Annotated in this window: 21 protein-coding genes; 8 read left to right on the top strand and 13 right to left on the bottom strand. The window is 66.2% G+C overall.

Annotated features, from left to right (window positions below):
- Positions 1-144: 144 nt before the first annotated feature.
- From OGL92_RS08715 to OGL92_RS08700, 4 genes are all read right to left on the bottom strand, one after another.
- Entirely contained in the window at positions 145-642 is a 498-nt protein-coding gene (locus tag OGL92_RS08715) for a DUF934 domain-containing protein (protein ID WP_263142798.1), read from the bottom strand.
- Positions 626-2,284: a nitrite/sulfite reductase gene (locus OGL92_RS08710; protein WP_263142796.1), complete on the bottom strand. Its 1,659-nt coding sequence runs from the start codon at positions 2,282-2,284 to the stop codon at positions 626-628. Before OGL92_RS08710 ends, OGL92_RS08715 begins: the two co-directional genes overlap by 17 nt.
- A 479-nt stretch (positions 2,285-2,763) precedes the next feature.
- Positions 2,764-2,982 carry a DUF2970 domain-containing protein gene (locus OGL92_RS08705; protein WP_263142795.1) on the bottom strand — a complete coding sequence of 73 codons (219 nt, stop codon included), beginning with the start codon at positions 2,980-2,982 and terminating at the stop codon, positions 2,764-2,766.
- An 82-nt stretch (positions 2,983-3,064) separates the two neighbouring features.
- Positions 3,065-3,826: an SDR family oxidoreductase gene (locus tag OGL92_RS08700; RefSeq protein ID WP_263142793.1), complete on the bottom strand. Its 762-nt coding sequence runs from the start codon at positions 3,824-3,826 to the stop codon at positions 3,065-3,067.
- 246 nt (positions 3,827-4,072) lie between these two features.
- Between OGL92_RS08700 and OGL92_RS08695 the strand changes: the two genes are divergently transcribed.
- The gene (locus OGL92_RS08695; protein ID WP_263142791.1) at positions 4,073-5,080 is read left to right on the top strand and encodes an NADP-dependent oxidoreductase; all 1,008 of its coding nucleotides are present in this window, start codon (positions 4,073-4,075) and stop codon (positions 5,078-5,080) included.
- A gap of 49 nt (positions 5,081-5,129) precedes the next feature.
- Here the strand turns inward: OGL92_RS08695 and pyrF are convergent, their stop codons facing one another.
- The gene (pyrF, locus tag OGL92_RS08690; protein ID WP_263142789.1) at positions 5,130-5,828 is read right to left on the bottom strand and encodes an orotidine-5'-phosphate decarboxylase; all 699 of its coding nucleotides are present in this window, start codon (positions 5,826-5,828) and stop codon (positions 5,130-5,132) included.
- A 287-nt stretch (positions 5,829-6,115) separates the two neighbouring features.
- Between pyrF and eat the strand changes: the two genes are divergently transcribed.
- The 4 genes from eat to OGL92_RS08670 all read left to right on the top strand — a co-directional run bounded on the left by eat (position 6,116) and on the right by OGL92_RS08670 (position 10,025).
- On the top strand, positions 6,116-7,480 hold the full coding sequence (eat, locus tag OGL92_RS08685) for an ethanolamine permease (protein WP_263142786.1): 1,365 nt from the start codon (positions 6,116-6,118) through the stop codon (positions 7,478-7,480).
- Positions 7,481-7,557: 77 nt separating this feature from the next.
- Positions 7,558-8,952 carry an ethanolamine ammonia-lyase subunit EutB gene (locus tag OGL92_RS08680; RefSeq protein WP_263142785.1) on the top strand — a complete coding sequence of 465 codons (1,395 nt, stop codon included), beginning with the start codon at positions 7,558-7,560 and terminating at the stop codon, positions 8,950-8,952.
- Positions 8,953-8,994: 42 nt separating this feature from the next.
- The gene (eutC, locus tag OGL92_RS08675; protein WP_263142781.1) at positions 8,995-9,807 is read left to right on the top strand and encodes an ethanolamine ammonia-lyase subunit EutC; all 813 of its coding nucleotides are present in this window, start codon (positions 8,995-8,997) and stop codon (positions 9,805-9,807) included.
- Positions 9,808-9,857: 50 nt separating this feature from the next.
- Positions 9,858-10,025 carry a DUF2897 family protein gene (locus OGL92_RS08670; protein ID WP_263142780.1) on the top strand — a complete coding sequence of 56 codons (168 nt, stop codon included), beginning with the start codon at positions 9,858-9,860 and terminating at the stop codon, positions 10,023-10,025.
- 156 nt (positions 10,026-10,181) lie between these two features.
- On the opposite strand, the gene OGL92_RS08665 is transcribed toward OGL92_RS08670, so the two are convergent.
- The 3 genes from OGL92_RS08665 to OGL92_RS08655 all read right to left on the bottom strand — a co-directional run bounded on the left by OGL92_RS08665 (position 10,182) and on the right by OGL92_RS08655 (position 13,109).
- Positions 10,182-11,072, bottom strand: coding sequence for a serine hydrolase domain-containing protein (locus OGL92_RS08665; RefSeq protein WP_263142775.1), 891 nt, complete (start codon positions 11,070-11,072; stop codon positions 10,182-10,184).
- Positions 11,073-11,353: 281 nt separating this feature from the next.
- Entirely contained in the window at positions 11,354-12,259 is a 906-nt protein-coding gene (locus OGL92_RS08660; RefSeq protein ID WP_346659493.1) for an alpha/beta fold hydrolase, read from the bottom strand.
- A 118-nt stretch (positions 12,260-12,377) separates the two neighbouring features.
- A complete protein-coding gene (locus tag OGL92_RS08655) occupies positions 12,378-13,109 on the bottom strand; it encodes a sulfite exporter TauE/SafE family protein (protein ID WP_263142772.1) in 732 nt (243 codons plus the stop codon).
- A gap of 123 nt (positions 13,110-13,232) precedes the next feature.
- On the opposite strand from OGL92_RS08655, the gene OGL92_RS08650 reads away from it, so the two are divergent.
- Positions 13,233-14,141, top strand: a complete 909-nt coding sequence (locus OGL92_RS08650) for a LysR substrate-binding domain-containing protein (protein ID WP_263142771.1) — start codon at positions 13,233-13,235, stop codon at positions 14,139-14,141.
- Between the two features lie 404 nt (positions 14,142-14,545).
- Here OGL92_RS08650 and OGL92_RS08645 read toward each other — a convergent pair whose 3' ends face one another.
- The 4 genes from OGL92_RS08645 to OGL92_RS08630 all read right to left on the bottom strand — a co-directional run bounded on the left by OGL92_RS08645 (position 14,546) and on the right by OGL92_RS08630 (position 19,848).
- Positions 14,546-17,047, bottom strand: a complete 2,502-nt coding sequence (locus OGL92_RS08645; RefSeq protein ID WP_263142770.1) for a TonB-dependent receptor — start codon at positions 17,045-17,047, stop codon at positions 14,546-14,548.
- A gap of 723 nt (positions 17,048-17,770) precedes the next feature.
- Positions 17,771-18,826, bottom strand: a complete 1,056-nt coding sequence (locus OGL92_RS08640; protein WP_263142769.1) for an RNA methyltransferase — start codon at positions 18,824-18,826, stop codon at positions 17,771-17,773.
- Positions 18,827-19,027: 201 nt separating this feature from the next.
- The gene (locus OGL92_RS08635; RefSeq protein WP_346659491.1) at positions 19,028-19,393 is read right to left on the bottom strand and encodes a GFA family protein; all 366 of its coding nucleotides are present in this window, start codon (positions 19,391-19,393) and stop codon (positions 19,028-19,030) included.
- Positions 19,394-19,518: 125 nt separating this feature from the next.
- Positions 19,519-19,848, bottom strand: coding sequence for a DUF5629 family protein (locus OGL92_RS08630; protein ID WP_263142766.1), 330 nt, complete (start codon positions 19,846-19,848; stop codon positions 19,519-19,521).
- Positions 19,849-19,996: 148 nt separating this feature from the next.
- On the opposite strand from OGL92_RS08630, the gene OGL92_RS08625 reads away from it, so the two are divergent.
- On the top strand, positions 19,997-20,410 hold the full coding sequence (locus OGL92_RS08625; RefSeq protein ID WP_263142764.1) for a DUF4440 domain-containing protein: 414 nt from the start codon (positions 19,997-19,999) through the stop codon (positions 20,408-20,410).
- A gap of 121 nt (positions 20,411-20,531) precedes the next feature.
- Here the strand turns inward: OGL92_RS08625 and OGL92_RS08620 are convergent, their stop codons facing one another.
- Positions 20,532-20,834, bottom strand: coding sequence for a DUF1883 domain-containing protein (locus OGL92_RS08620; RefSeq protein WP_263142763.1), 303 nt, complete (start codon positions 20,832-20,834; stop codon positions 20,532-20,534).
- Positions 20,835-21,168: 334 nt separating this feature from the next.
- Between OGL92_RS08620 and OGL92_RS08615 the strand changes: the two genes are divergently transcribed.
- Positions 21,169-21,519 carry a glyoxalase superfamily protein gene (locus OGL92_RS08615; RefSeq protein WP_263142758.1) on the top strand — a complete coding sequence of 117 codons (351 nt, stop codon included), beginning with the start codon at positions 21,169-21,171 and terminating at the stop codon, positions 21,517-21,519.
- The last annotated feature ends 8 nt before the right edge of the window (positions 21,520-21,527 follow it).

Genomic DNA, 21,527 nt, shown 5'->3' with positions numbered 1-21,527 from the left:
TGGCTTGGACCTGCTGCGAGGCTCGCGTGCTCGGTGCCGGAAGGGATGGCACATGAGAAAGGCATGATGGCTGCGAGGACGCTCGGGTTCGGTTGGGGCGATTCGGCCGTGGAGCGGGGGCGCGCCGGGGCGGCCCCTCACGGCTCAGGCGCGGCGACGGAACAGCGGCAGCGGCTGGTCGCTGGAGGCCTGGTAGACCTCGGAAAAGTCCTCGAAGGCCTTCAGCGCGTCGTAGGGGTCGCGGTCCTCGCGCACGGCGAAGGCATCGAAACCGCAGCGGCGCAGGGCGAACAACTGGTCGCGCAGCACGTCGCCGATAGCGCGCACTTCGCCCTTGTAGCCATAGCGCTGGCGCAGCAGGTAGGCGGTGGAGGAGTGACGGCCATCGGTGAATGCCGGAAAATTGAGGGCGATCACCTGGAAGCTGTCCAGGGTGTCGGCGATTTCCTCGATCTCTTCGTCGGCGTCCAGCCAGACGCCCAGGCCGCCGTCGCGGGCCTTCAGCGCGTGGGCGTGTTCGCGCCACAGCGCCAGGGGCACGATGAGGTCGTCGCAATTGCTCAGGCCTTCCAGGGTCGCGTCCTTGGGCAGCAGGTGCCAGGTCTCGTCGATGACCTGGCCGTTCTTAATGATTCGCTGCATACACGCGCTCCTTGAACGGGTCGATGCCGATACGGCGATAGGTGTCGAGGAAGCTTTCGTCTTCGCTGCGTTGTTCCACGTACAGGCTGATGATCTTGCTGATCACGTCGGCCATGTCCGCCTCGGCGAAGGACGGCCCGAGGATCTGCGCCAGGCTGGCGTCGCGGCCCGCGCTGCCGCCGAGGGACACCTGATAGAACTCCTGGCCTTTCTTGTCCACCCCGAGGATGCCGATGTGGCCGACGTGGTGGTGCCCGCAGGCGTTCATGCAACCGGAGATGTTCAGGTCGATGTCGCCGATGTCGAACAGGTAGTCGAGGTCGTCGAAGCGGCGCTGGATGGCCTCGGCGATGGGAATCGACTTGGCGTTGGCCAGGGAGCAGAAGTCGCCGCCGGGGCAGCAGATGATGTCGGTCAGCAGGCCCACGTTGGGCGTGGCGAAACCCAGCTCGCGCAATTCGCCCCAGAGGCTGAACAACTGCGCCTGCTCCACGTCGGCGAGGATGATGTTCTGGTTATGGCTGTTGCGCACCTCGCCGAAGCTGTAGCGGTCGGCCAGGTCGGCGATGGCGTCGAGCTGCCGGTCGGTGACGTCGCCCGGCGCCACGCCGGTGGGTTTCAGCGACAGGGTCACCGCCACGTAGCCGGGTTTCTTGTGGGCGAAGGCATTGCGCTGGCGCCAGCGGGCGAAACCGGCCTGCTCGGCCTCCAGGGCGCGCAGGGCGGCTTCCTGGTCTTCCAGGTCCTTGTAGGCCGGGTCGACGAAGTGGGCGGATACGCGCTCGACCTCGGCCTCGGTCAGGGTGGTCGGGCCGTCCTTCAGGTGCGCCCATTCGGCATGCACGCGCTCGGCGAAGACTTCGGGGGTGAGCGCCTTGACCAGGATCTTGATCCGCGCCTTGTACTTGTTGTCCCGGCGGCCATAGCGGTTGTACACGCGCAGGATGGCTTCCAGGTAGCTCAGCAGGTGACGCCAGGGCAGGAACGCGTTGATGAAGCTGCCGACGATCGGCGTACGTCCCAAACCGCCGCCCACCGATACCCGGAAGCCCAGCTCGCCGTTGGCGTCGTATACCGCCTCCAGGCCGATGTCGTGCACCTCGATGGCTGCGCGATCCTGGGCGGAGCCGTTCACGGCGATCTTGAACTTGCGCGGCAGGTGGGCGAATTCGGGGTGGAAGGTGGACCACTGGCGGATGATCTCGCACCAGGGGCGCGGGTCGATCAGCTCGTCCTTGGCGACGCCGGCGAACTGATCGGTGGTGGTGTTGCGGATGCAGTTGCCGCTGGTCTGAATCGCGTGCATCTGCACGATGGCCAGTTCCGCGAGAATCTCCGGCACGTCTTCCAGGGCCGGCCAGTTGAACTGGACGTTCTGCCGGGTGCTGATGTGGGCGTAGCCCTTGTCGTAGTCGCGCGCGATCTGCGCCAGTTTGCGCACCTGGGTGGAGGAGAGCAGCCCGTAGGGCACGGCGACCCTGAGCATCGGTGCATAGCGTTGGATGTACAGGCCATTCTGCAGACGCAGCGGACGGAATTCCTCGCCCGACAGTTCGCCTGTCAGGTAGCGGCGGGTCTGATCGCGGAACTGCTTGACGCGGTCCTCGACGATGCGTTGATCGTATTCGTCGTATACGTACATAGGTGTCCTGTTATCAGGCTATTACTGCTTTATAGGCGCGCACGGCCACGCACTCCATCACGGAGCGGGCGAAGATAGCAGCTCGGGTTTATGCGCAAAAGTGATGTTTCAGAATATGAAAAGATCATAAAGGGATAAGAAACCCTTATCCCGTGCGTTTCCTTGAGTCGGTTCCGAGGCTGGTCTTTACTGCGGGAAGACCGCCGTAACCCAGGTCTTTCCGACAATCACAAGAAGAGGCAGGCCATGAACGACGAAACCGACATCCACGAGCGCGACAGCCTGGTCGATGCGCGCGCCATCTTCATCCTGATCCTGATCGCCGTGGCCACGGCGGTGTTCTGGGTCAGTCACCAGTAGTTCGACGCCAGGCTCGATGGCCACCGGAATCCTCCGGTGGCCATTGGCGCCGCGCAGGGATCGGTCTCGACGAGCGCACTCGAACGGGAAGAGGGCGGTTGCCGGCTGGCACGCTTGGGTCATACGCCAGCGAAATGCAGGATCAGCTTCACCAGCCCGAACAACACCGCGATGAATACCAAGGTGAACAGCAGGCCGAGCAGGAGGAAATGGCTGGGCTTGCCGTGGGTGAAATCGCGTTCGCGATTCTTCCCGCTCTGCACGCCGAAGGCGGCGGCCACCACGCTGTGCAGCATTTGCCAAAAGGTCGGCGTCTTCTCGCGAGGCTCGTCGCCCATGACCGTTCTCTCCAGGAGCGCTGCACCCGCAGCGGTTCCTTCAGCAAAGCTCAAAGCGTGGCGACTGTCGCCTTTTTTCCCCTCAGATCGCGGTGGCGCCGCCGTCCACCGCCAGGGTATGGCCCGTGGTGAAGGCCGCGGCGTCGCAGCACAGGTAGAGCACCGCGGCGGCGATTTCCTCGACCTTGCCGATGCGGCCCACCGGGTGCATGGCCGCGGCGAAGTCGGCCTTGCGCGGGTCGGCCTCGTGGGCGCGGCGGAACATGTCGGTGTCGATCACCGCCGGGCACACGGCGTTGACCCGGATGCCTTTCTTCGCGTACTCGATGGCCGCCGACTTGGTCAGGCCGACCACCGCGTGCTTGGAGGCGCTGTAGATGCTCATCTTCGGCGCCGCACCCAGGCCGGCCACCGAAGCGGTGTTGACGATGGCGCCGCCGCCCTGGGCGAGCAACGCGGGAATCTGGTGTTTCATGCACAGCCACACGCCCTTGACGTTGACGCCCATGATGGCGTCGAACTCCGCCTCGCTGCCTTCGGCCAGCTTATGTCGCTCGATCTCGATGCCGGCGTTGTTGAAGGCGTAATCCAGGCGTCCGTAGGTGTCGAGGGTAGTGGCGAGCAGGTGTGCGACATCGGCGTCGCGGGTCACGTCGCAACGCACGAACGACGCCTCGCCGCCGTTCTCGCGGATCGCGCGCACCGTGGCCTCGCCGCCCGTCTCGTCGAGGTCGGCGACCACCACCTGCAAGCCTTCGTCCGCGAATGCCAATGCCGTCGCCCGACCGATGCCGGCGGCCGCGCCGGTGACCAGGGCGACCCGCCCGGAAAAGCTCATGCCCATCTGTGATTCCTCTCGCTTGTCGATTTCGATAGCGCTCGATGACCGCCGTGGCCGGGCGCAGTGCAGTCTAGGAGTATCCGTGCGGGGCGGGGCAGCACTATCAGGCGGGCGGTGGGCACATCATCGCCTGGGCTGATCCAGCGGGGATCATTCAAATCCATGACCGCGCATTCTTCGGCGCGACAAGACTTGCCCTGGGCCGCGCGGAGGGCTATCAGAGGGGTTTGACTTTCGGAGAGCCTGCCCGTGACCACATCCCTCAATCGTCGTTTCCTCCTGGCCCAGCGCCCTGTCGGCCCCGCCACCCGCGACACCTTTTCCTACGAGGAGAAACCCCTGGGCGAGCCCGGGCCGGGGCAGATCCTGGTGGAAAACCATTACCTGTCGCTGGACCCGGCGATGCGCGGCTGGATGAACGAAGGCAAGTCCTACATCGCCCCGGTCGGTCTCGGCGAGGTCATGCGCGCGCTGGGGGTCGGCAAGGTGCTGGCCTCGCAGCACCCGGACTACGCCGTCGGCGACTTCGTCAACGGTGCGCTGGGCGTGCAGGACTACTTCCTCGGCGAGCCCAAGGGTTTCTACAAGGTCGACCCGCTGCGCGCACCCTTGCCGCTCTACCTGTCCGCCCTGGGCATGACCGGCATGACCGCCTATTTCGCCCTGCTGGACGTGGGCGCGCCGAAGGCGGGCGAAACCGTGGTGATTTCCGGCGCGGCCGGGGCGGTGGGCAGCGTGGCCGGGCAGATCGCCCGGATCAAGGGGTGCCGCGTGGTGGGAATCGCCGGGGGCGCCGAGAAGTGCCGGTTCCTCACCGAGGAGCTGGGGTTCGACGCCGCCATCGACTACAAGCAGGGCGATCTCGCCGCCGCCCTCAAGCGCGAGTGCCCGAAAGGCATCGACGTCTACTTCGATAACGTCGGCGGCGACATCCTCGATGCGGTGCTCACCCGGCTCAACTTCAAGGCGCGCGTGGTGATCTGCGGCGCGATCAGCCAGTACAACAACGAGGAGAGCGTGAAGGGCCCGGCCAACTACCTGGCGCTGCTGGTCAACCGCGCGCGCATGGAGGGTTTCGTGGTGATGGACCATGCCGCCCACTTCGCCGATGCGGCGCGGGAGATGGGCGGCTGGCTGGCCGACGGGCGACTGAAAAGCAAGGAGCACATCGTCGAGGGGCTCGAGCATTTCCCGGAAACCCTGAACAAGCTGTTCACCGGGGAGAACTTCGGCAAGCTGATCCTGAAGGTTCGCTGATCCGAGAGGGGGCCGTCGCCCCATTCGCGGGGCGACGGTAGGTTCGGCGTCAGGCCAGTTCGGCGACGATCGCCGCCAGCGCCTGTGCCGGATCGGCCGCCTGGCTGATCGGCCGGCCGATGACCAGGTAATCCGAACCGGCGTCCAGCGCCTGGCGCGGGGTGAGGATGCGCCGTTGATCGTCGAGGGCGCTGCCGGCCGGGCGTATGCCCGGCGTCACCAGGCTCAGGCGTGGGTGCGCGACTTTCAGGGCCGGGGCTTCCTGGGCCGAACACACCAGGCCGTCCATGCCGGCCCTTTCCGCGAGCGCGGCCAGGCGCAGCACCTGTTCCTGGGGATCGACGTCCAGGCCGATCCCGGCCAGGTCGTCGCGTTCCATGCTGGTCAGCACGGTCACGCCGATCAACAACGGCTTCGGCCCGTTGAGCGCGTCCAGGGTCTCGCGGCAGGCGCTCATCATCCGCAGGCCGCCGGAGCAGTGCACGTTGACCATCCACACGCCCATCTCGGCCGCGGCCTTCACCGCCATCGCCGTGGTGTTGGGGATGTCGTGGAATTTGAGGTCGAGGAACACCTCGAAGCCCTTCGCCCTCAGGGTCTCGATGATGCCGGCCGCGCAACTGGTGAAGAGCTCCTTGCCCACCTTGACCCGGCACAGCCGTGGGTCCAGGCGCTCGGCGAGGGCGAGGGCGGCCTCGCGGGTGGGAAAGTCCAGGGCGACGATGATCGGGGTCTGACAGGCGGGCATGGGCGGCTCTCGGGCAAGTCGAAATCGGCGCGCATTGTAGCGGAAGCCGGCGTGGCTGCGGATGGGCCGCGCGCCGGATGGCGCATCCGGCCCGGAAAAGCCTCGGGGTTCTGGTCTAGGCCAGTGCAGCGACCGCTCCTGGCGCACCCTTATGCGCCGGGGGATACCCTTTCCGCGAGCCGGGGCTAGGCTCCAGGGGCGGCGAGTCGGCGGCCCCGGTTCGTCGTGGTCGGCCTGGCACGGCCACTGCAAGCGTCCCGCGTCACCCATTCATCGGCGGAGGTTCCATGAATACGCAACTCAAACCCACACTCGGCACCTTGCACCTCTGGGGCATCGCCGTCGGCCTGGTGATTTCCGGGGAATACTTCGGCTGGAGCTACGGCTGGGGCGTCGCCGGGACCCTGGGTTTCCTGGTCACCACTTCGTTGGTGGCGGCGATGTACACCTGCTTCATCTTCAGCTTCACCGAGCTGACCACCGCGATTCCCCACGCCGGCGGACCCTTCGCCTACAGCCGGCGCGCCTTCGGCGAGAAAGGCGGGCTGGTGGCCGGTCTCGCCACCCTGATCGAATTCGTCTTCGCGCCGCCGGCCATCGCCCTGGCCATCGGCGCCTACCTGAACGTGCAATTCCCCAGCCTCGATCCCAAGCACGCGGCGGTGGGCGCCTACCTGCTGTTCATGACGCTGAACATCCTCGGGGTGAAACTGGCCGCCACCTTCGAACTCTTCGTCTGTGTCCTGGCCGTGGCCGAACTGCTGGTCTTCATGGGCGTGGTAGCGCCCGGTTTCAGCTTCAGCCACTTCGTGGCCAACGGCTGGGCGGGTTCCGAGGTGCTCAGCGGCGCGGCGGTTTCCGGGATATTCGCCGCGATCCCCTTCGCCATCTGGTTCTTCCTCGCCATCGAAGGCGCGGCCATGGCCGCCGAGGAAGCCAAGGACCCCCGGCGCACCATTCCCAAGGCCTATATCAGCGGCATCCTCACCCTGGTGGTCCTGGCGCTCGGGGTGATGCTGTTCGCCGGCGGGGTGGGCGATTGGCGAGAGCTGGCGAACATCAACGACCCGCTGCCCCAGGCGATGAAGGCGGTGGTCGGCGACAGCTCCGGCTGGCTGCACATGCTGGTGTGGATCGGCCTGTTCGGCCTGGTGGCCAGCTTCCACGGCATCATTCTCGGCTATTCCCGGCAGTTCTTCGCGCTGGCCCGCGCCGGCTACCTGCCGCCCGGGCTGGCCCGGCTCTCGCGCTTCCAGACCCCGCACCGGGCGATCATCGCCGGCGGCCTGATCGGCATCGCGGCGATCTACAGCGATGGCCTGATCAACCTCGGCGGCATGAGTCTCACCGCGGCGATGATCACCATGGCGGTGTTCGGCGCCATCGTCATGTACATCATGAGCATGCTCAGCCTGTTCCGCCTGCGGAAGACCGAACCCGGCCTGGAGCGCAGCTTCCGCGCCCCGGGCTACCCGCTGGTGCCGGCTATCGCCCTGGCGCTGGCCCTGGTTTGCCTGGTCGCCATGGCCTGGTTCAACACGCTGATCGGGGGGGGCTTCCTGGTCTTCATGGCGGTCGGCTTCCTCTACTTCAGCCTGACCGCCCACCATCGCGCCGGCGCGCCACGGGACGCTATGCTCACAGGAGCCTGACCGGCGCGCGCCGGGCCGCTCGCCCCGATGGGGGCAAGCGCCCGGCGTCCCGATCGCATTCGCTACGGAGCCCGCACATGTCTTATCGAACCGTCGTCGGCAGCCAGACCTATCGCTTCGCCGACCTCAAGACGCTCTTGGCCAAGGCCAGCCCGGCGCGCTCCGGCGACTACCTCGCCGGGCTCGCCGCCGCCACCTACGAGGAACGCATGGCGGCGAAGATCGCCCTGGCCGACCTGCCGCTGAAAACCTTCCTCAACGAAGCGCTGGTGCCTTACGAGGCCGACGAAGTCACCCGGTTGATCCTCGACCGCCACGATGCGGCCGCCTTCGCCCCCATCGCCCACCTGACGGTCGGCGATTTCCGCGACTGGCTGTTGCTGGACAGCACCGATAGCGCCACCCTGAGCGCCACCGCACCCGGCATTACCCCGGAAATGGCCGCGGCGGTGAGCAAGCTGATGCGCAACCAGGACCTGATCCTGGCGGCGAAGAAGTGCCGGGTGGTGACGCGCTTTCGCAACACCATCGGCCTGCCGGGCCATCTCTCCGTGCGCCTGCAGCCGAACCATCCCACCGACGACGTGCGCGGCATCGCCGCCAGCCTGCTCGATGGCCTGCTCTACGGGTCGGGCGACGCGGTGGTCGGGATCAACCCGGCGAGCGATTCGCTGCCGACCCTGATGCGCCTGTGGCAGATGATGGATGAGGTGCGCCAGCACTTCGAGATTCCCATGCAGAGTTGCGTGCTGACCCACGTCACCACGCAGATCCAGGCCATCGAGGCGGGCGCGCCGGTCGACCTGGTGTTCCAGTCCATCGCCGGCACCGAGAAGACCAACGCCAGCTTCGGCGTCAGCCTGGCGATCCTCCGCGAGGCCCACGACGCGGCGCAGAGCCTCAAGCGCGGCAGCCTCGGCGACAACCTCATGTACTTCGAGACGGGGCAGGGCGCGGCGCTCTCCGCCGGCGGCCACCATGGCATCGACCAGCAGACCTGCGAGGCGCGCGCCTACGCCGTGGCGCGCGAGTTCAAGCCGCTGTTGACCAATACCGTGGTCGGTTTCATCGGCCCGGAATACCTCTACGACGGCAAGCAGATCATCCGCGCCGGCCTGGAGGATCACTTCTGCGCCAAGCTGCTCGGCGTGCCCATGGGCTGCGACGTCTGCTACACCAACCACGCCGAAGCCGACCAGGACGACATGGATACCCTGATGACCCTGCTCGGCGCGGCGGGGATCACCTTCATCATGGGCATCCCCGGCGCCGACGACATCATGCTCAATTACCAGAGCACCTCGTTCCACGACGCGCTCTACCTGCGCAGCCTGCTCGGGCTCGAACGCGCACCGGAATTCGACGCCTGGCTGACCCGTATGGCCATCACCGAACCCTCCGGACGCCTGCGCGAGATCGGTCGCGGCCATGCGCTGCTGCGGCAGTTACCGCATCTGTCGGGGGCGGCGTGACGCGCCCTTTCCCGTATGACTCCAGGCCATGGGAGGCCCGTCATGACCGATAAGACCCTGGTGCAGGGCAATCCCTGGGACGAGCTGCGCAGCCATACGTCCGCGCGCATCGCCCTCGGCCGGGTAGGCTCCAGCCTGCCCACCGCCGAGGTGCTGAAGTTCGGTCTGGCCCATGCTCAGGCCCGCGACGCGGTGCACCGGCCGTTGGACTTCGGCGAACTGGACGCCCAGTTGCGCGAGGCCGGCTTCCAGACCCTGCGGGTGAAGAGCGACGCCGCGGACCGGCACACGTATCTGTTGCGACCCGATCGCGGCCGACAACTGGACGAGGGCTGCCGCGCGCGCCTGGCCGAAGCGCCGGCGGCCGCGGAGCTGGCGGTGGTGATCGCCGACGGGCTGTCTTCCATCGCCGTGCAGCGGCACGCGCTGCCGGTGCTCCGCGGCTTTCGCGAAGCCTTCGCCGGCGATTGGGCGAATATCCCGGTGGTGCTCGCCGAGCAAGGCCGCGTGGCCCTGGGCGACGGCATCGGCGAAGCCTTGCGCGCACGCCTGGTGGTGCTGCTGATCGGCGAGCGCCCGGGGCTCAGTTCGCCGGACAGCCTGGGCCTATACCTGACCTACCAGCCGCGGGTGGGGCGCATGGACAGCGAGCGCAACTGCATCTCCAACGTCCGTCCCGAGGGCTTGCCCTATGCCCAGGCGACCCACAAACTCGCCTACCTGGCCCGGGAAGCCTTGCGCCTGGGCCTGAGCGGCGTCGCCCTGAAGGACGACAGCGCCATGCAGGCGGTGTCGGCCGGTGAGGCCGCGCAGAGAAAAGCCGTTTCCCAGGGAACCGGCGAAAAGCCCGGGTGATCGAAACCGGTACACCCTGATGCCGAGAAGCGGCGCATAAGGAGATTCGAATGCCCTGGTATGCCTGGCTGATACTGGTCGTCGCCATCGGTTCCATCATCGGCGGCCTGATGATGTTGCGCGACACGGCGAAAAAGGTCCCTCTCACCGACGATCAACTCAAACGGGTCCACGCGCGCAACGCGGAGATGGATGCCAAGGACGCGCGGGATAACTGAGCCGCTTTATCCACGAAGATGAAGGGCGGGTCCGAAAGGCCCGCCCTTCGCGTTTGCGGCGGTCGCCGACGAGGTTCTGCTTCACGCTCCGAGCGAAGGATTTCCTACCGGCTTCACCGGAAATGCCTCGTCAGGTTGGCATTCTTCGCGACCCCACTAATCGACCTCTTTCCTTTCCAAGGCCCGCGCGAGGTGGGCGAGGGCCTCTGCCTCGACGGCGCCCTGATCCTCGCCCTCGCTGAATACGGCACAAGATGCCGACTGGCCGCCCCGAACGCAGCGGTAGACCGCCACCACGCTGCCCGGCCCGCTGCCCGTGTGGCCACGAAGCGTCAAACCGCCCTTCGTCACGCCGATCATCAAGCCGAGGCCATAACCGGGAGCGGCCCAGGGCCGGCCGGGGATCGGCCCACCGAGCACGAGCGCCCGTTGCATCTCCTCCAGCAGGGTGTGCGGCAAGAGCGAGCCGCCCAGCAGGCGATCCAGCAACAGCGCAGCGTCCGAGAGCGTACCCGTCAGCAAACCGTGGTAGACCCAGCCGGGCGCGTAGGCCGCCACGCTTGCTCGGTCTTCGCCCCACAGGTCCTCGGGCGTGGTGGCGAGACGAGCCCGCGACCCGAGTGGCGCCAGCACGCACCGCTCCAGCGCCCGTTGTAGCGGCAGGCCGGTGAGCCTTTCGAGCAGACGCGCCACGAACAGATAGCCGACGTTGGAGTAGCGCCATTGGCTGCCGGGCGGATAGCGCAAGCTGGAGGCGTCGAGCCGCCGCAGCATGTCGTCCGCCGACCAGGGCGCCTCGCCGCGACCGACTGCGGCATGGTAGTCGGCCAGTTCGCCATAGTCCGCCAGCCCGGCCCGATGCCCCAGGAGTTGGCGCAGGGTGAACGGGCCTTCGGGAACCCGGTCGTCGAGGCCGATCAGTTCGTCGCGCACCAATGACAGGGCGGCGGCACAGAGGACCGTTTTGGTGAAGCTCCACCAGGGCACCGCTCCATCGGGCCGTTCCGGCGTGAGGAGCTGGCCGTTCGATACAAGGGAGATTCGCATAAGCCGATTGTCCTGGCGGGGGAAAGGGTGCTCGGGCGCCCGTCGTCCCTGGCCAACCCACACTGAGGCGCGGTGACCCTACGCGTCATGGCGCGGCGGCGATTACGCAGCAGTGCCGGGCGCTTATCAAGGGGCACGCGTCCTTTTATCCGGGCGTTCGAGCGGGGGAGGAACGCGTCAGGGACAACCGAGGGTCAAGCCAGCCCAGGATCGCGGTAGCGCTTGCCCGGCGGGTCGGCGCTAGCCGCACCTGCCGGGCGCCTATTCATCGGTCTGCGGGGTCAGCCTTCCGCAGGCAGGTGTTCATCCACCGTCCAGGGATGACGCCCTTCGGCGATCCATTGCAGGCTCGCCTGCCACAGACCCGTGCAATGCCGGTCGTGGAAGGGATCGAAATGCCCGACCTTTTCCAGGCCCAGGTCGCGAGGCCGCAGTTGCACGCGCTGACGATCGCTGCGGCGGTAATAGTCCAGGCCGCGGCGGATCGCCGCCGGCGTGCCGAACTCATCGTCGCTCATGCTCAAGGCCAGGATCGGCGCGCGGACCGCGGCGAAACGCGCCAGGGTCTCGGCGCGTTCGGCGCGTGGATAGCTCAGCTCCATGCGGGCGCGGCGGAACGCCCATTCGTAGGCCACGCCGGCCGGCAGGTCCTCCAGCCAGCCCAGGCGGCGGCCGGGGAAGAACCCGTAGAGCGCGGTCAGCGCCGGCATCGCCAGGTGCCATTTGCATGCCAGGCGCAGCCGTCGATCAGCCGCATAGTCGCGCCAATAGGCGTATTGGGCACCAACCGTGAGGAAACGATCGACCTGCACCGCGGCCGGCGCGAAGCCCGGCAGGAAGCCGCCGATGCTGTGGCCCACGGTGACCAGCAAGCCCAGGGGATCACGCTGTCGCGCCCAGCGCACCGCCGCGTCGAAATCGTAGTCGCCCCAATCCCGCCAGCGCATGCGTGCGTGGCGCAGGTCGGAGGGGCGCGAAGCGCCGATGCCGCGGTAGTCGTAGGTCAGCACGCAATAGCCCTGGCGGGCGAGGAAGGCGGCGTAGCGGGCGTAGTAGCGGGCCAGCACGCCGGTGGCGTTGTTGACGATCACGGTGCCCGCCTCGGATCCCTCGGGTCGCCAGCATTGGCCGCCCAGGACCTGGCCGTCGCGGCAGATCAGTTCCACCGGTTCGGTCGCCAGGTCCATGCGGCTGTCCCGCTGGCGCTCGGCCGCCGTCATGGCGGGGTCGCCGTGGCCAGCCGCGACGCGGACATCGCAAGAAGCCGTGGGGAGGGCGGGGACCGATCGACAGCGGTGGGCGGAGTCATGGCAACAGGGCCTCGATGATCAGGTGAATGCCGAGCACTATCAGGCCGATGAAGAACAGGCGCCGGAACAGCGCCTCGCTCAGCCGATGGCGCAACCACTGGCCGAGGCCGAGCCCGAGCATGGCGGGCGCCAGCATGACCAGCGAGCGGCCCAGATCGGTGGCCTGGAGCGCTCCATGGTGCAGCAGGCCCGCGCCCAGGGCCAGCGTGGAGACGCTGAACGAGAGTCCGAGGGCCTGGATCAGGTCCTCCTTGTCGAGCCGCAGCGCTTGCAGGTAGGGCACCGCCGGGATCACGAAGACCCCGGTGGCGCCGGTGACCAGCCCGGTCGCCAGCCCTACCAGCGGCGACAGCCAGACTTCCTGCCGGGGCGGCACCCCGAAACGGCGGGCGCTGAGCCCCAGCAGGCCGTAGCACGCCAGCATCGCGCCCAGCGCCCCGGCGATCCAGCCGGCATCGCTGCCCACCAGCCAACGCGCGCCGAGCAGGGTGCCGACGCAGATACCCGCCAGCATCGGCCACAGTCGGCGCAGCAGACCGGCCAGCGCGGGCCCGGCGAACAACTGCCAGAGGTTGGTCAGCATCGACGGGATCAACAGCTGCGCGGCGGCTTCCGCCGGCGTCATCACCAGCGCCAGCAAGCCCATGGCGACCGTCGGCAAGCCCATGCCGAGCACACCTTTCACCAGCCCGGCGAGCAGAAACACCAGCGCGGAAAACATCAGCATCGCCTTTGTCCGTTGGAAGAAAACCTTGTCACGTTGCGGCAGGCGGACAACCCGCACAATATGCTTCGGCAGAGGGTCAGCCTTCGTATGGGACGAAGGCTGCTTTTTCGGAGGACAGGTGGCATGCGATTCGACCTGAGCGACCTGCGGCTCTTTCTCCATATCGTCGAGGCCGACAGCATCACCGCCGGCGCCGACCGCGCGCACCTGGCGCTGGCCTCGGCCAGCGCGCGGATCAAGTCGATGGAGGACGCCCTGGGGACGCCGTTGCTCGAGCGCCATCGCCGCGGCGCGCGCCCAACCCCGGCGGGGCGCGCGCTGGAGCACCACGCGCGGGCGATGCTGCACCGGCTGGAGCTGCTGGTGGGCGACATGGGCCGCTACGCCGATGGCCTGCGCGGTCGGGTGCGGCTGCTGGCCAACACCGCGGCGTTCAGCGAATACCTGCCCGGTCTGCTCGGTGCGTTCCTGCTGCGCCATCCGCACATCGACCTGGATCTGGAGGAGCGTCCCAGCCACACCATCCTCGATGCCTTGGCCCGGCGCCAGGCGGAACTGGGCATTCTCGCGGCCCACGAGGAGCGTCACGGGCTGGCCTCGCGGCCGTTTTGCGAGGACCGCCTGGTGTGCGTGACCCATCGGGCCCATGGGGATTTCCTCGGGCGCCGCCGGGTGCGCTTCGCCGACCTGGCCGACCAGGTCTTCGTCGGCATGCCCAGCGACAATGCCCTGCAGCAGCACCTGGTGAGCAAGGCCGCCCAAGCCGGCCAGCACCTGACGGTTCGCGTGCGCATGGGCAGCTTCGGCGCGCTGTGCCGGCTGGTCGGCCAGGGCGTGGGCATCGCCATCCTGCCGGAGACCGCCGCGCGCCGGCACCGCCGCGCCGCCGCCTTGCGGATTCTCCACCTGGAGGATGACTGGGCCCTGCGGCAATTGCGGCTCTGCGCGGTGGATTTCGACGGGTTATCGCCCCATGCGCGGGCGCTGGCGGATCACTTGGCGCCGCTGGATGACGCCGGGGCGAGGGCGTGACGGACGTCGTCATCCTCCAGGCGGTGGCCAGGATCGACAGCAGGACCACGATGACCAGGGCACCCGCCAGGCTTCCTCCGCGGTCTCGCTCATCCAGCCGCGGGGCGGATAGCGCCCGAGATTGAAGCTCTTCACGAAGCGCCAGCCGGTCCAATGGCTTTGCGGGCAGTTGGACATGATAAGTGCTGCGGAGGCGTCATCCTGCCGGTTGCCGCGGCGGCGCCCGGCAATACCAGCGGCGCAGTCTCACCACTCGGTAGTGGTGCCGAAGCCTTGGGCAGCTTGTAGGCCGGACGGTGAGGATTTATCTGCTGCCAGCCAAGGCGCGAAGCGAGGCGACCCTCGTTGCAAGGATCGCCGCCTTCCCCAGACCAGCCTGAGCGTCAGGCCGGTGGGTGGGTCACTTAGAACTCGCCGCGCAACGTCAGCATGTAATTACGTGGTTCACCATAGAAGTTGCCGTTCACAGTGCTGGCGACCGTCTGGTAGTACACCTTGTCGAACAGGTTGTTGGCGTTCAAGGTGAGGCTCCAGTGGTCGTCCACGCGGTACTTCAGCATCGCGTCATAGACCGCATAGCCGCTCTGGCTGTAATCGAATGGAATACCGGTCTCGACCACGTTACCCGCGCCGTCGATCCTTGAGGCTGTACCGCTGGCGTAGGTTGCGCTCTGCAGATTGACCCCGCCGCCCAGGGTCCAGTCGTCGAGCGGGCCAGGCAGTTGGTAAGTGGTCCACAGCTTGACTTGATGCTTGGGCGTAATGCTGCTGAAAGCGACACTGTCGGTCTTGTTGCGGTTGTTGTTGTAGACATAGCTGGCCATGACGTTCCAATCCTTCATGACCTCACCGGACGCTTCCAGCTCGATGCCCTTGCTGATCACTTCGCCCTGATTCAGGTAGCAGCAACTGCCGCCCCAGAGGACAGACTCGGCCGCGTAATCGGGATCTTGCACCGCGCCATTTTCACGCTTGGTGTAGAACAGTGCGGCACCGGTATTCAAACGGCCGTCGAACAGCTCGCCTTTGAGACCGAACTCGTAAGTCTTGCCTTCCAACGGTTCGAGCGTCTGACTGCTGGTGACCGGCCCTTTCAGATAACTTTGCTGTGGCTTGAAGATTTTCGAATAACTGGTGTACAGCGACCACTGATCGTCCAGGTCGTAAATCGCCCCGGCATAGGGAACGAAACGCGTAGGTTCGCGCATGTCGATCTCGCTCTGCACCACGCCTGCGTTCTTATAGGTCTGCTCGAAGTGGTAACGCGCCAGGCGCCCGCCGAGGATGACCCTGAAGGGGTCCGCCACCTGCAAGGTCAAGCGCGAATACAAACCGTACTGCTCCTGGGTGTTCGGGCTGTAGACGCGGGGCGTCGCATAGGAAATCGGGTTAGGGTCCCAATAGCCCGGGTCGAATACGTTCACGGGCGTGCCGCTGTGGGACAACACACCCGAGCCTTTCCACTGGCTGGTAACCCGTTGGTAGTCGGCCCCCACCACGAACTGGTGCTCATAGCCGAACGCGTCGAAGCTGCCGGACAGATTGCTGTCCACCAGGTTCTGGTTGGTCCAGTAGCGGTTGACGCTGCCGCGCCAGACCGGGCCGGCCAAGGTGACAGGGTTGACCGCGTTGCCGGTCACCGCCGCCAGAGAACTGCCCGCATCGTGGGTATTGGTGTAGGAAACGTTGAGTTTCCAGTCATTGTCGAAATAGTGATCGACCTTGGCAAAGACCTCTTGCGCGGTGTTGTCGGTGTACGACCATTTCTGGCCCAGTCCTGTGTGGCGAGGCAGACCGATGTCGTCGCCGTTGCTATAGCGCGGTAGCCCGAGGTAGTTGTTGGAGTGGTTACGCTCGTACATGCCGCCCAGGGTAAGCGTCGTGGAGGGGGTGATATCGGCTTCGATCACGCCGTACACCGTCGGCTTTTCGGTGGCCATATTGTCGACCGAATACTGGCGATCGACGTAGTCCACGACCAGGCGACCGCGGATGCTCCTGTCGTCGGTCAGGGGGCCGGTGACATCGATTTGCGAGCGATAGTTGTCCCAGGAACCAGCAGCCGCCTCGAACTTCAACTTGAAGTCGGGCAGGGCTCGCTTGCGCACCAGATTGATGACACCGCCCGGGTCGCCTACGCCACCGAACAATGCACCCGCGCCTCTGAGCACTTCCACGTGATCGAATTCGACCGTGTTGTACATGCGTTGCGAGTAAAAACTGGTCGCCGTCGAGGTCAGCGCCATGGGCGCGGCACCGTCGATCTGGATGTTGTCGATGGCAAAGCCGCGAGAGTAATAACTGAACCCGTTGCTGGTGGTCTTCTGCACGGTGATGCCCGGCGCGTAGCGGAGCACGTCCTCAAGTTCGGTAACGCCCTTGTCCTCCATCAACTGACTGGTCATCACGCTGACGGCCTGTGGCGTGTACCGCAAACTGGTCGGAGTCTTGGAACCCACGCTCACCGCCCCCGTGGTGTACGCGCCGCTGTTTTCGGTCACCTCGCCCATGCCCTGGCTGGTGATGGCCGTCGGTTGCAGCGTGATACCTTCCGTGCTGGCGGTTCTGGCCTCGAGGATGACCGTGCCGTTCTCGATATGAAAGCCATAACCGGTGCCGTCAAGCAGCAACTGAAGGGCCGTATCCGACTCCAGGTTGCCGGACACTCTTGAAGACTGGGCGTTGCGAATCAAGTCGGCAGAGTAGAGCACCTGCAAACCGGTCTGCTGACCAAACTCGCGCAAGGCGCTGTCCAGTGGTTGCTTGGGAATGTCGATCTTTACCGGTTTGGCCAATGCCGCATTGCCCCACGACAGTAACGCTGCCGATACCGATAGGCAGACGATGCCTGCCCCCTTGTGCATTGAAGCCTTCTTGCGATGTCCTTGCCGGTCCGCAGATTGCATTGTGCCGCCTAGTTGTTTAAGGGTTTTAAAGAATTGGCGTGGTGGGGGAGGTGGCTTGAGCCCCCTCGTGTGACCTGTGTCACCACCTACGCCAGTTAAAGGCGTAAATGAGACGTATATGCAGGTATAACCGGAATGGACATTACCCGCAGAGAGTGAAGAAACACTTCGAAAGCCGAAGGCGCGAGCCCTTGGCGACCCGGCTTTCGCCAGCCATGACCCTTGCGGATTCAGGGGCAGGTCGGCCGCACCCAGCCACCGAGGGCCGGGATCGACACCGGCAATTCGGGGAGCGCGGTGCGCCATCGCCACCATCGCGCCCGGCCGCCTTGCACCGCAAGTTGCCCAGTCTTGCACCCGCCGCGACAGTCACGCCTCGCTCAGACGCTCGCCGCCACAGGCAATGGCGTCCTGCACCGGTGTTTGCGACACCCAGTGATGAACAGGGCGCATCAGCAATTCAGCGAGTTGCGCGTGGTCTGCCGGGTTGAGCCAGCAGGCGGGGCCTTGCTCATCAGGTTCGATTGGCCGATGGCGCACCCGGGCTACTGACAATAGGGGTGCCGCAGGGCGACATATGGCTCGAGCAAACGCTCGACACCGGCGACGGTGTAGCCATGGGGCAGGAAGCCAAGCAATAGAGCCCGGCGCACAGCGCGCGGATAAGCACTTCGATGAGCCGGGGGCCAGCCGCGGGAGCGCGCCGATCAGGTCGTCCGCCGTTCAGGCCGTAGACCGGCCGATGAGGCGTGGCGCCTTCTGCGGCAGACTCGCGCCGTCCTGGGCACGCGCGCGCAATTGCCCGCAGCCGCCGTCGATGTCCTGCCCGGCGGAGTTGCGTACCTTGGTCAATACCCCGCGACTGTGCAGGTAACGCACCATCTCGACGATGCGCGCGCCCTCCGGCCGCTGGTAGGTGTCGCCCTCGTGGCTGTTGTAGGGGATCAGGTTCATCACCGCGAACTTGCCCTTGAGCAGCCGGAGGATGCCGTCCATTTCCTCCTGGCTGTCGTTGATCCCGGCGAGCAGGGTCCATTGGTACTGGATCGGATAGCCGAAGCGGCGCGCATAGGTCTCGCCCAGCTCGACCAGCTCCTCCGGATCGATCCGCGGTGCCCGCGGCAGCAGGCGCTGGCGCAGGTCCGCGCGAGTGGAATGCAGGGAAAGGGCCAGCGCGGGCTTGATTCGCTCCTGCGGCAGGCGCTCGAACACCCGCGGATCCCCCACCGTGGAGAACACCAGGTTCTTGTGCCCGATACCGCCTTCGCTGCCCAGCAGGTCGATGGCTTCCAAGACGTTGTCCAGGTTGTGCGCCGGCTCGCCCATGCCCATGAACACCACCTTCTTCACCGGCCGGAAGCGGCGGGCCAGGGCCACCTGGGCGACGATCTCGGCGCTGCCCACCTGGCGCAGCAGGCCGCTCTTGCCGGTCATGCAAAACACGCAGCCCACCGCGCAGCCCACCTGGGTCGAGACGCACAGGCCGTCCCGCGGCAACAGCACGCTTTCCACCGTCTGCCCATCGGCCAGCGCCACCAGCAGGCGCGCCGAACCATCCGCCGCGGGGTGCTCGGAACGCAGCCGTGCGAGGCCGTCCAGCGTCGTGCTCAGCGCCGGCAGGCCGCCGCGTACGCTCAGCGGCAGGAAGTCCTGGGCGCGCTGGTTGCGGGTGCCGGTGTCCAGCGGCAGCCCGCGCAGCCAGGCACGGTCGATCCGGCCGATGTGCAGCGGCTTGGCGCCGAGGTCGGCGAGCTGTCGATGAATGTCTTGGATACGCATGGTGCGCGGATGCTACCTCCGATCGTCGGGTTCGGTACGAAAAGTCGCCGCGCGAAGGCCGGGCGGGACCGGGTCGACGGGGCGCGCAGTTTACGAGGTATCGCGGGCATTTCGAACCGGCGTTAACCGAGGCAACGCTTCGTCCGGGCAGATTCGTGCGATGGGGTCACGTCGACGCCGACATCGCGTATGTGCCCGCGTCTAGCCGGGAGTGGACGGAGGCGGGATAGCTGGCCCTTCGAACTGCGGCAAGCCATCGGCTATGCACCACCAGTCGGCCTTGGAGGCCACGTAGGCGTGAGCGACGGGACGGACTTCCAGGGGACCGTCGATCAGCCCCGCGCGGATGCGCAGCACATCCGGCACGGCGTCTTTCTGACTGTAGAGGGGCGAGCCGCAAGTGCCACAGAACACCCGGCGTTTACCAGGGGAGGACTCGAAGCTGCTGAGCAGTTCGGCGCCGCTGAGCAAGCGGAACGCCGCGGCCTTGATCGGAATGTTGCTGGCAAAGGGCGTGCCCTGGGCCCGCCGGCATTGCGAACAGTGGCAAATCTGGATGGGCGCCAATTCCGATTCGATTCGGAACCTTACGCCTCCGCATAGACAACGGCCGGTGTGCATCCTGTAGCTCCTGTCGACTCATTCGATTTTCGCCTCCGCCTGGCAGCGGCCGAGGCCTGCTTGCCCGCCGCTCAGTCGTCGCTGTCGACGCCGATGGCGCCCAGGCAGACGAGGCGATGGCGGGGCTCGTCGCCCAGCAGCCAGGCGCCGTCCTCGGCAAGGTGCTGCGCTTCCATCACCGCGTTATAGCTGAATGCCCAGCGGCGTCGCTCTCGCCCGACCGAGGCTTCGATGCGCACCACGATGTCTTCGCTGGCAAAGGGCTCGCCGGCCTCGGCAGCCATCTGGGCACGGTCCAGCAAGTCATCGTCGAGGGTGAAGTGCGACGCATGCAGGCCGTCGATCTCCAGCATGTCGGCGGTTTCCAGTTGATCGAGTAGGTAGAGCGATTCGGCTGGCATGGTGGACCTATAGGAAAGTGGCAGCGGGGCGGGGAGAGCCCGGACGATACCCGCAGAGTAACCAAGCCCGGCTCGGCGTTGAATGGCTGGGTGAGAAAAGTCGCCCCGTCTGTGGTTTCATCGAGCACTTTCACGTCGAGGTCTCCCCATGGAGCACGCAGGACTGCTGGAAACGCTGGAAGCCCTGGAAAGAGCGCTGCATCAGCCGGACATCCGGCGGGACGTGGCGCGGTTGGAGCGGCTCCTGCATCCAGGCTTCAGGGAATTCGGCCGCTCGGGCGCCGCCTATGGCCGGGATGACGCCCTGTCCTTGCTCCCGGCCGAGCAGGAGCGAACGCCTCTGTGGGCGCAGGATTTCCACGTCGAGCCGCTCGGCGCCGAGGCTGCCTTGCTCACCTACCGATCGGCCGGCATCGATCGGCAGGGCGCGCTGGATCGCCACACCAACCGTTCCTCGCTCTGGCGACTCACCGCTCAGGGTTGGCAACTGTTCTTCCACCAGGGCACGCCCTGCGAGTCTTTCTTGCCTTGTTCGACGTTGATAGTCGGGCGAAAAGGATGAGAGAGGCGAAAGGTAAGTGATGTCGAAAGCGAACCACAGGTTTCACGCGGTGTGGCGCAGCGGCGACCCGCGATGCAGGAACTTGGAGGGCGCAGCGATGCTCAGCCGCCGCCGTGTCTGCTCAGCGCAGGCGAGAGTGGGAGCGGCGGACGATCTTGATCGAGTGTTTCAGCGTCGGTTTGCGGGTGACGCTGATGGCGCGGCGGGTGACGGTGTCGAGGGTGATGTTCCAGAATCCGGTGCTGGGCACGACGATTTTCGCCGGGAAGGTATCGAAGGCGCCGCCGTGGTAGGCGTGGCGGCCGCCGTTCTTGAAGGCGCGGAAATTGGCGTCGGTCATCAGGCGGATGTTGCAGGTCTGCGAGCATTCGATGACGACGATGTCGTCTTCATTGAGGTGTTCGCGCTGGTGGATGTATTTCATAGGAGCTCCGTCGTGGCGGGAGTCGATCTCTCGACTCCTTCGGGCATTTCGCGCCGGGCGGTGCGAGTTGTCCAGGGCGCCAGGGGTCGGGACTTTGGCCGTGATCGACGCAAAGAAAGGGCGCCTATGCTACAGGTTTCGCCCTGGGCACGCTTGGTTAGATGCCTGTTCGGCGCCGCCTGTAATGGCATGGACCTGCGGCCTCGCTGCATTTCGCAGGCATGTCTGGACCAGGCGCTCGTCCTGCGTGTAGCGGTGAGACGTGTCCTGGGGCTCGAGTTCGTCCATCGCGGTTGTCCGACTTGCCACCCCGCTTGTTCGAAAGGAGATCTGTATGAGCGTCAGACGAATCATCGCGAATATCGCGACCCCGGATGTAGCCTCGGCCAAACGCTTCTACCAAGACGTGCTCGGGCTCGAGCTGCTGATGGACCACGGCTGGATCCAGACTTTCGGTAACCCGGTGCAGATGAGTGTCCAGCTCAGCGTGGCGGCGGAGGGCGGCTCGGGGACGCCGGTGCCGGATCTGTCGATCGAGGTGGATGACCTCGATGCGGTCCATGAACGCATGCGCTCGGCGGGTTTCGTGGTCGAGTATGGCCCGGTGGATGAACCCTGGGGGGTGCGCCGGTTCTACGTGCGCGACCCCTTTGGCAAGCTGGTCAACGTGCTGGAGCATCGGTGAAGGCGGCT

Source organism: Pseudomonas sp. RIT-PI-AD, from assembly GCF_025642785.1.
Classification (GTDB): Bacteria; Pseudomonadota; Gammaproteobacteria; order Pseudomonadales; family Pseudomonadaceae; genus Pseudomonas_T.
This window is presented reverse-complemented; position numbering and strand designations above follow the sequence as displayed.

Coding starts and splice junctions, on each gene's coding strand:
- OGL92_RS08715 (WP_263142798.1), bottom strand. CDS start 642: ATGCAGCGAATCATTAAGAACGGCCAGGTCATCGACGAGACCTGGCAC.
- OGL92_RS08700 (WP_263142793.1), bottom strand. CDS start 3,826: ATGGGCATGAGCTTTTCCGGGCGGGTCGCCCTGGTCACCGGCGCGGCC.
- pyrF (WP_263142789.1), bottom strand. CDS start 5,828: ATGCCCGCCTGTCAGACCCCGATCATCGTCGCCCTGGACTTTCCCACC.
- OGL92_RS08625 (WP_263142764.1), top strand. CDS start 19,997: ATGGAGCACGCAGGACTGCTGGAAACGCTGGAAGCCCTGGAAAGAGCG.
- OGL92_RS08665 (WP_263142775.1), bottom strand. CDS start 11,072: ATGCGAATCTCCCTTGTATCGAACGGCCAGCTCCTCACGCCGGAACGG.
- OGL92_RS08705 (WP_263142795.1), bottom strand. CDS start 2,982: ATGGGCGACGAGCCTCGCGAGAAGACGCCGACCTTTTGGCAAATGCTG.
- eutC (WP_263142781.1), top strand. CDS start 8,995: ATGACCGATAAGACCCTGGTGCAGGGCAATCCCTGGGACGAGCTGCGC.
- OGL92_RS08620 (WP_263142763.1), bottom strand. CDS start 20,834: ATGAAATACATCCACCAGCGCGAACACCTCAATGAAGACGACATCGTC.
- OGL92_RS08660 (WP_346659493.1), bottom strand. CDS start 12,259: ATGGACCTGGCGACCGAACCGGTGGAACTGATCTGCCGCGACGGCCAG.
- OGL92_RS08645 (WP_263142770.1), bottom strand. CDS start 17,047: ATGCAATCTGCGGACCGGCAAGGACATCGCAAGAAGGCTTCAATGCAC.
- OGL92_RS08615 (WP_263142758.1), top strand. CDS start 21,169: ATGAGCGTCAGACGAATCATCGCGAATATCGCGACCCCGGATGTAGCC.
- OGL92_RS08680 (WP_263142785.1), top strand. CDS start 7,558: ATGTCTTATCGAACCGTCGTCGGCAGCCAGACCTATCGCTTCGCCGAC.
- OGL92_RS08655 (WP_263142772.1), bottom strand. CDS start 13,109: ATGCTGATGTTTTCCGCGCTGGTGTTTCTGCTCGCCGGGCTGGTGAAA.
- OGL92_RS08670 (WP_263142780.1), top strand. CDS start 9,858: ATGCCCTGGTATGCCTGGCTGATACTGGTCGTCGCCATCGGTTCCATC.
- OGL92_RS08710 (WP_263142796.1), bottom strand. CDS start 2,284: ATGTACGTATACGACGAATACGATCAACGCATCGTCGAGGACCGCGTC.
- eat (WP_263142786.1), top strand. CDS start 6,116: ATGAATACGCAACTCAAACCCACACTCGGCACCTTGCACCTCTGGGGC.
- OGL92_RS08630 (WP_263142766.1), bottom strand. CDS start 19,848: ATGCCAGCCGAATCGCTCTACCTACTCGATCAACTGGAAACCGCCGAC.
- OGL92_RS08650 (WP_263142771.1), top strand. CDS start 13,233: ATGCGATTCGACCTGAGCGACCTGCGGCTCTTTCTCCATATCGTCGAG.
- OGL92_RS08640 (WP_263142769.1), bottom strand. CDS start 18,826: ATGCGTATCCAAGACATTCATCGACAGCTCGCCGACCTCGGCGCCAAG.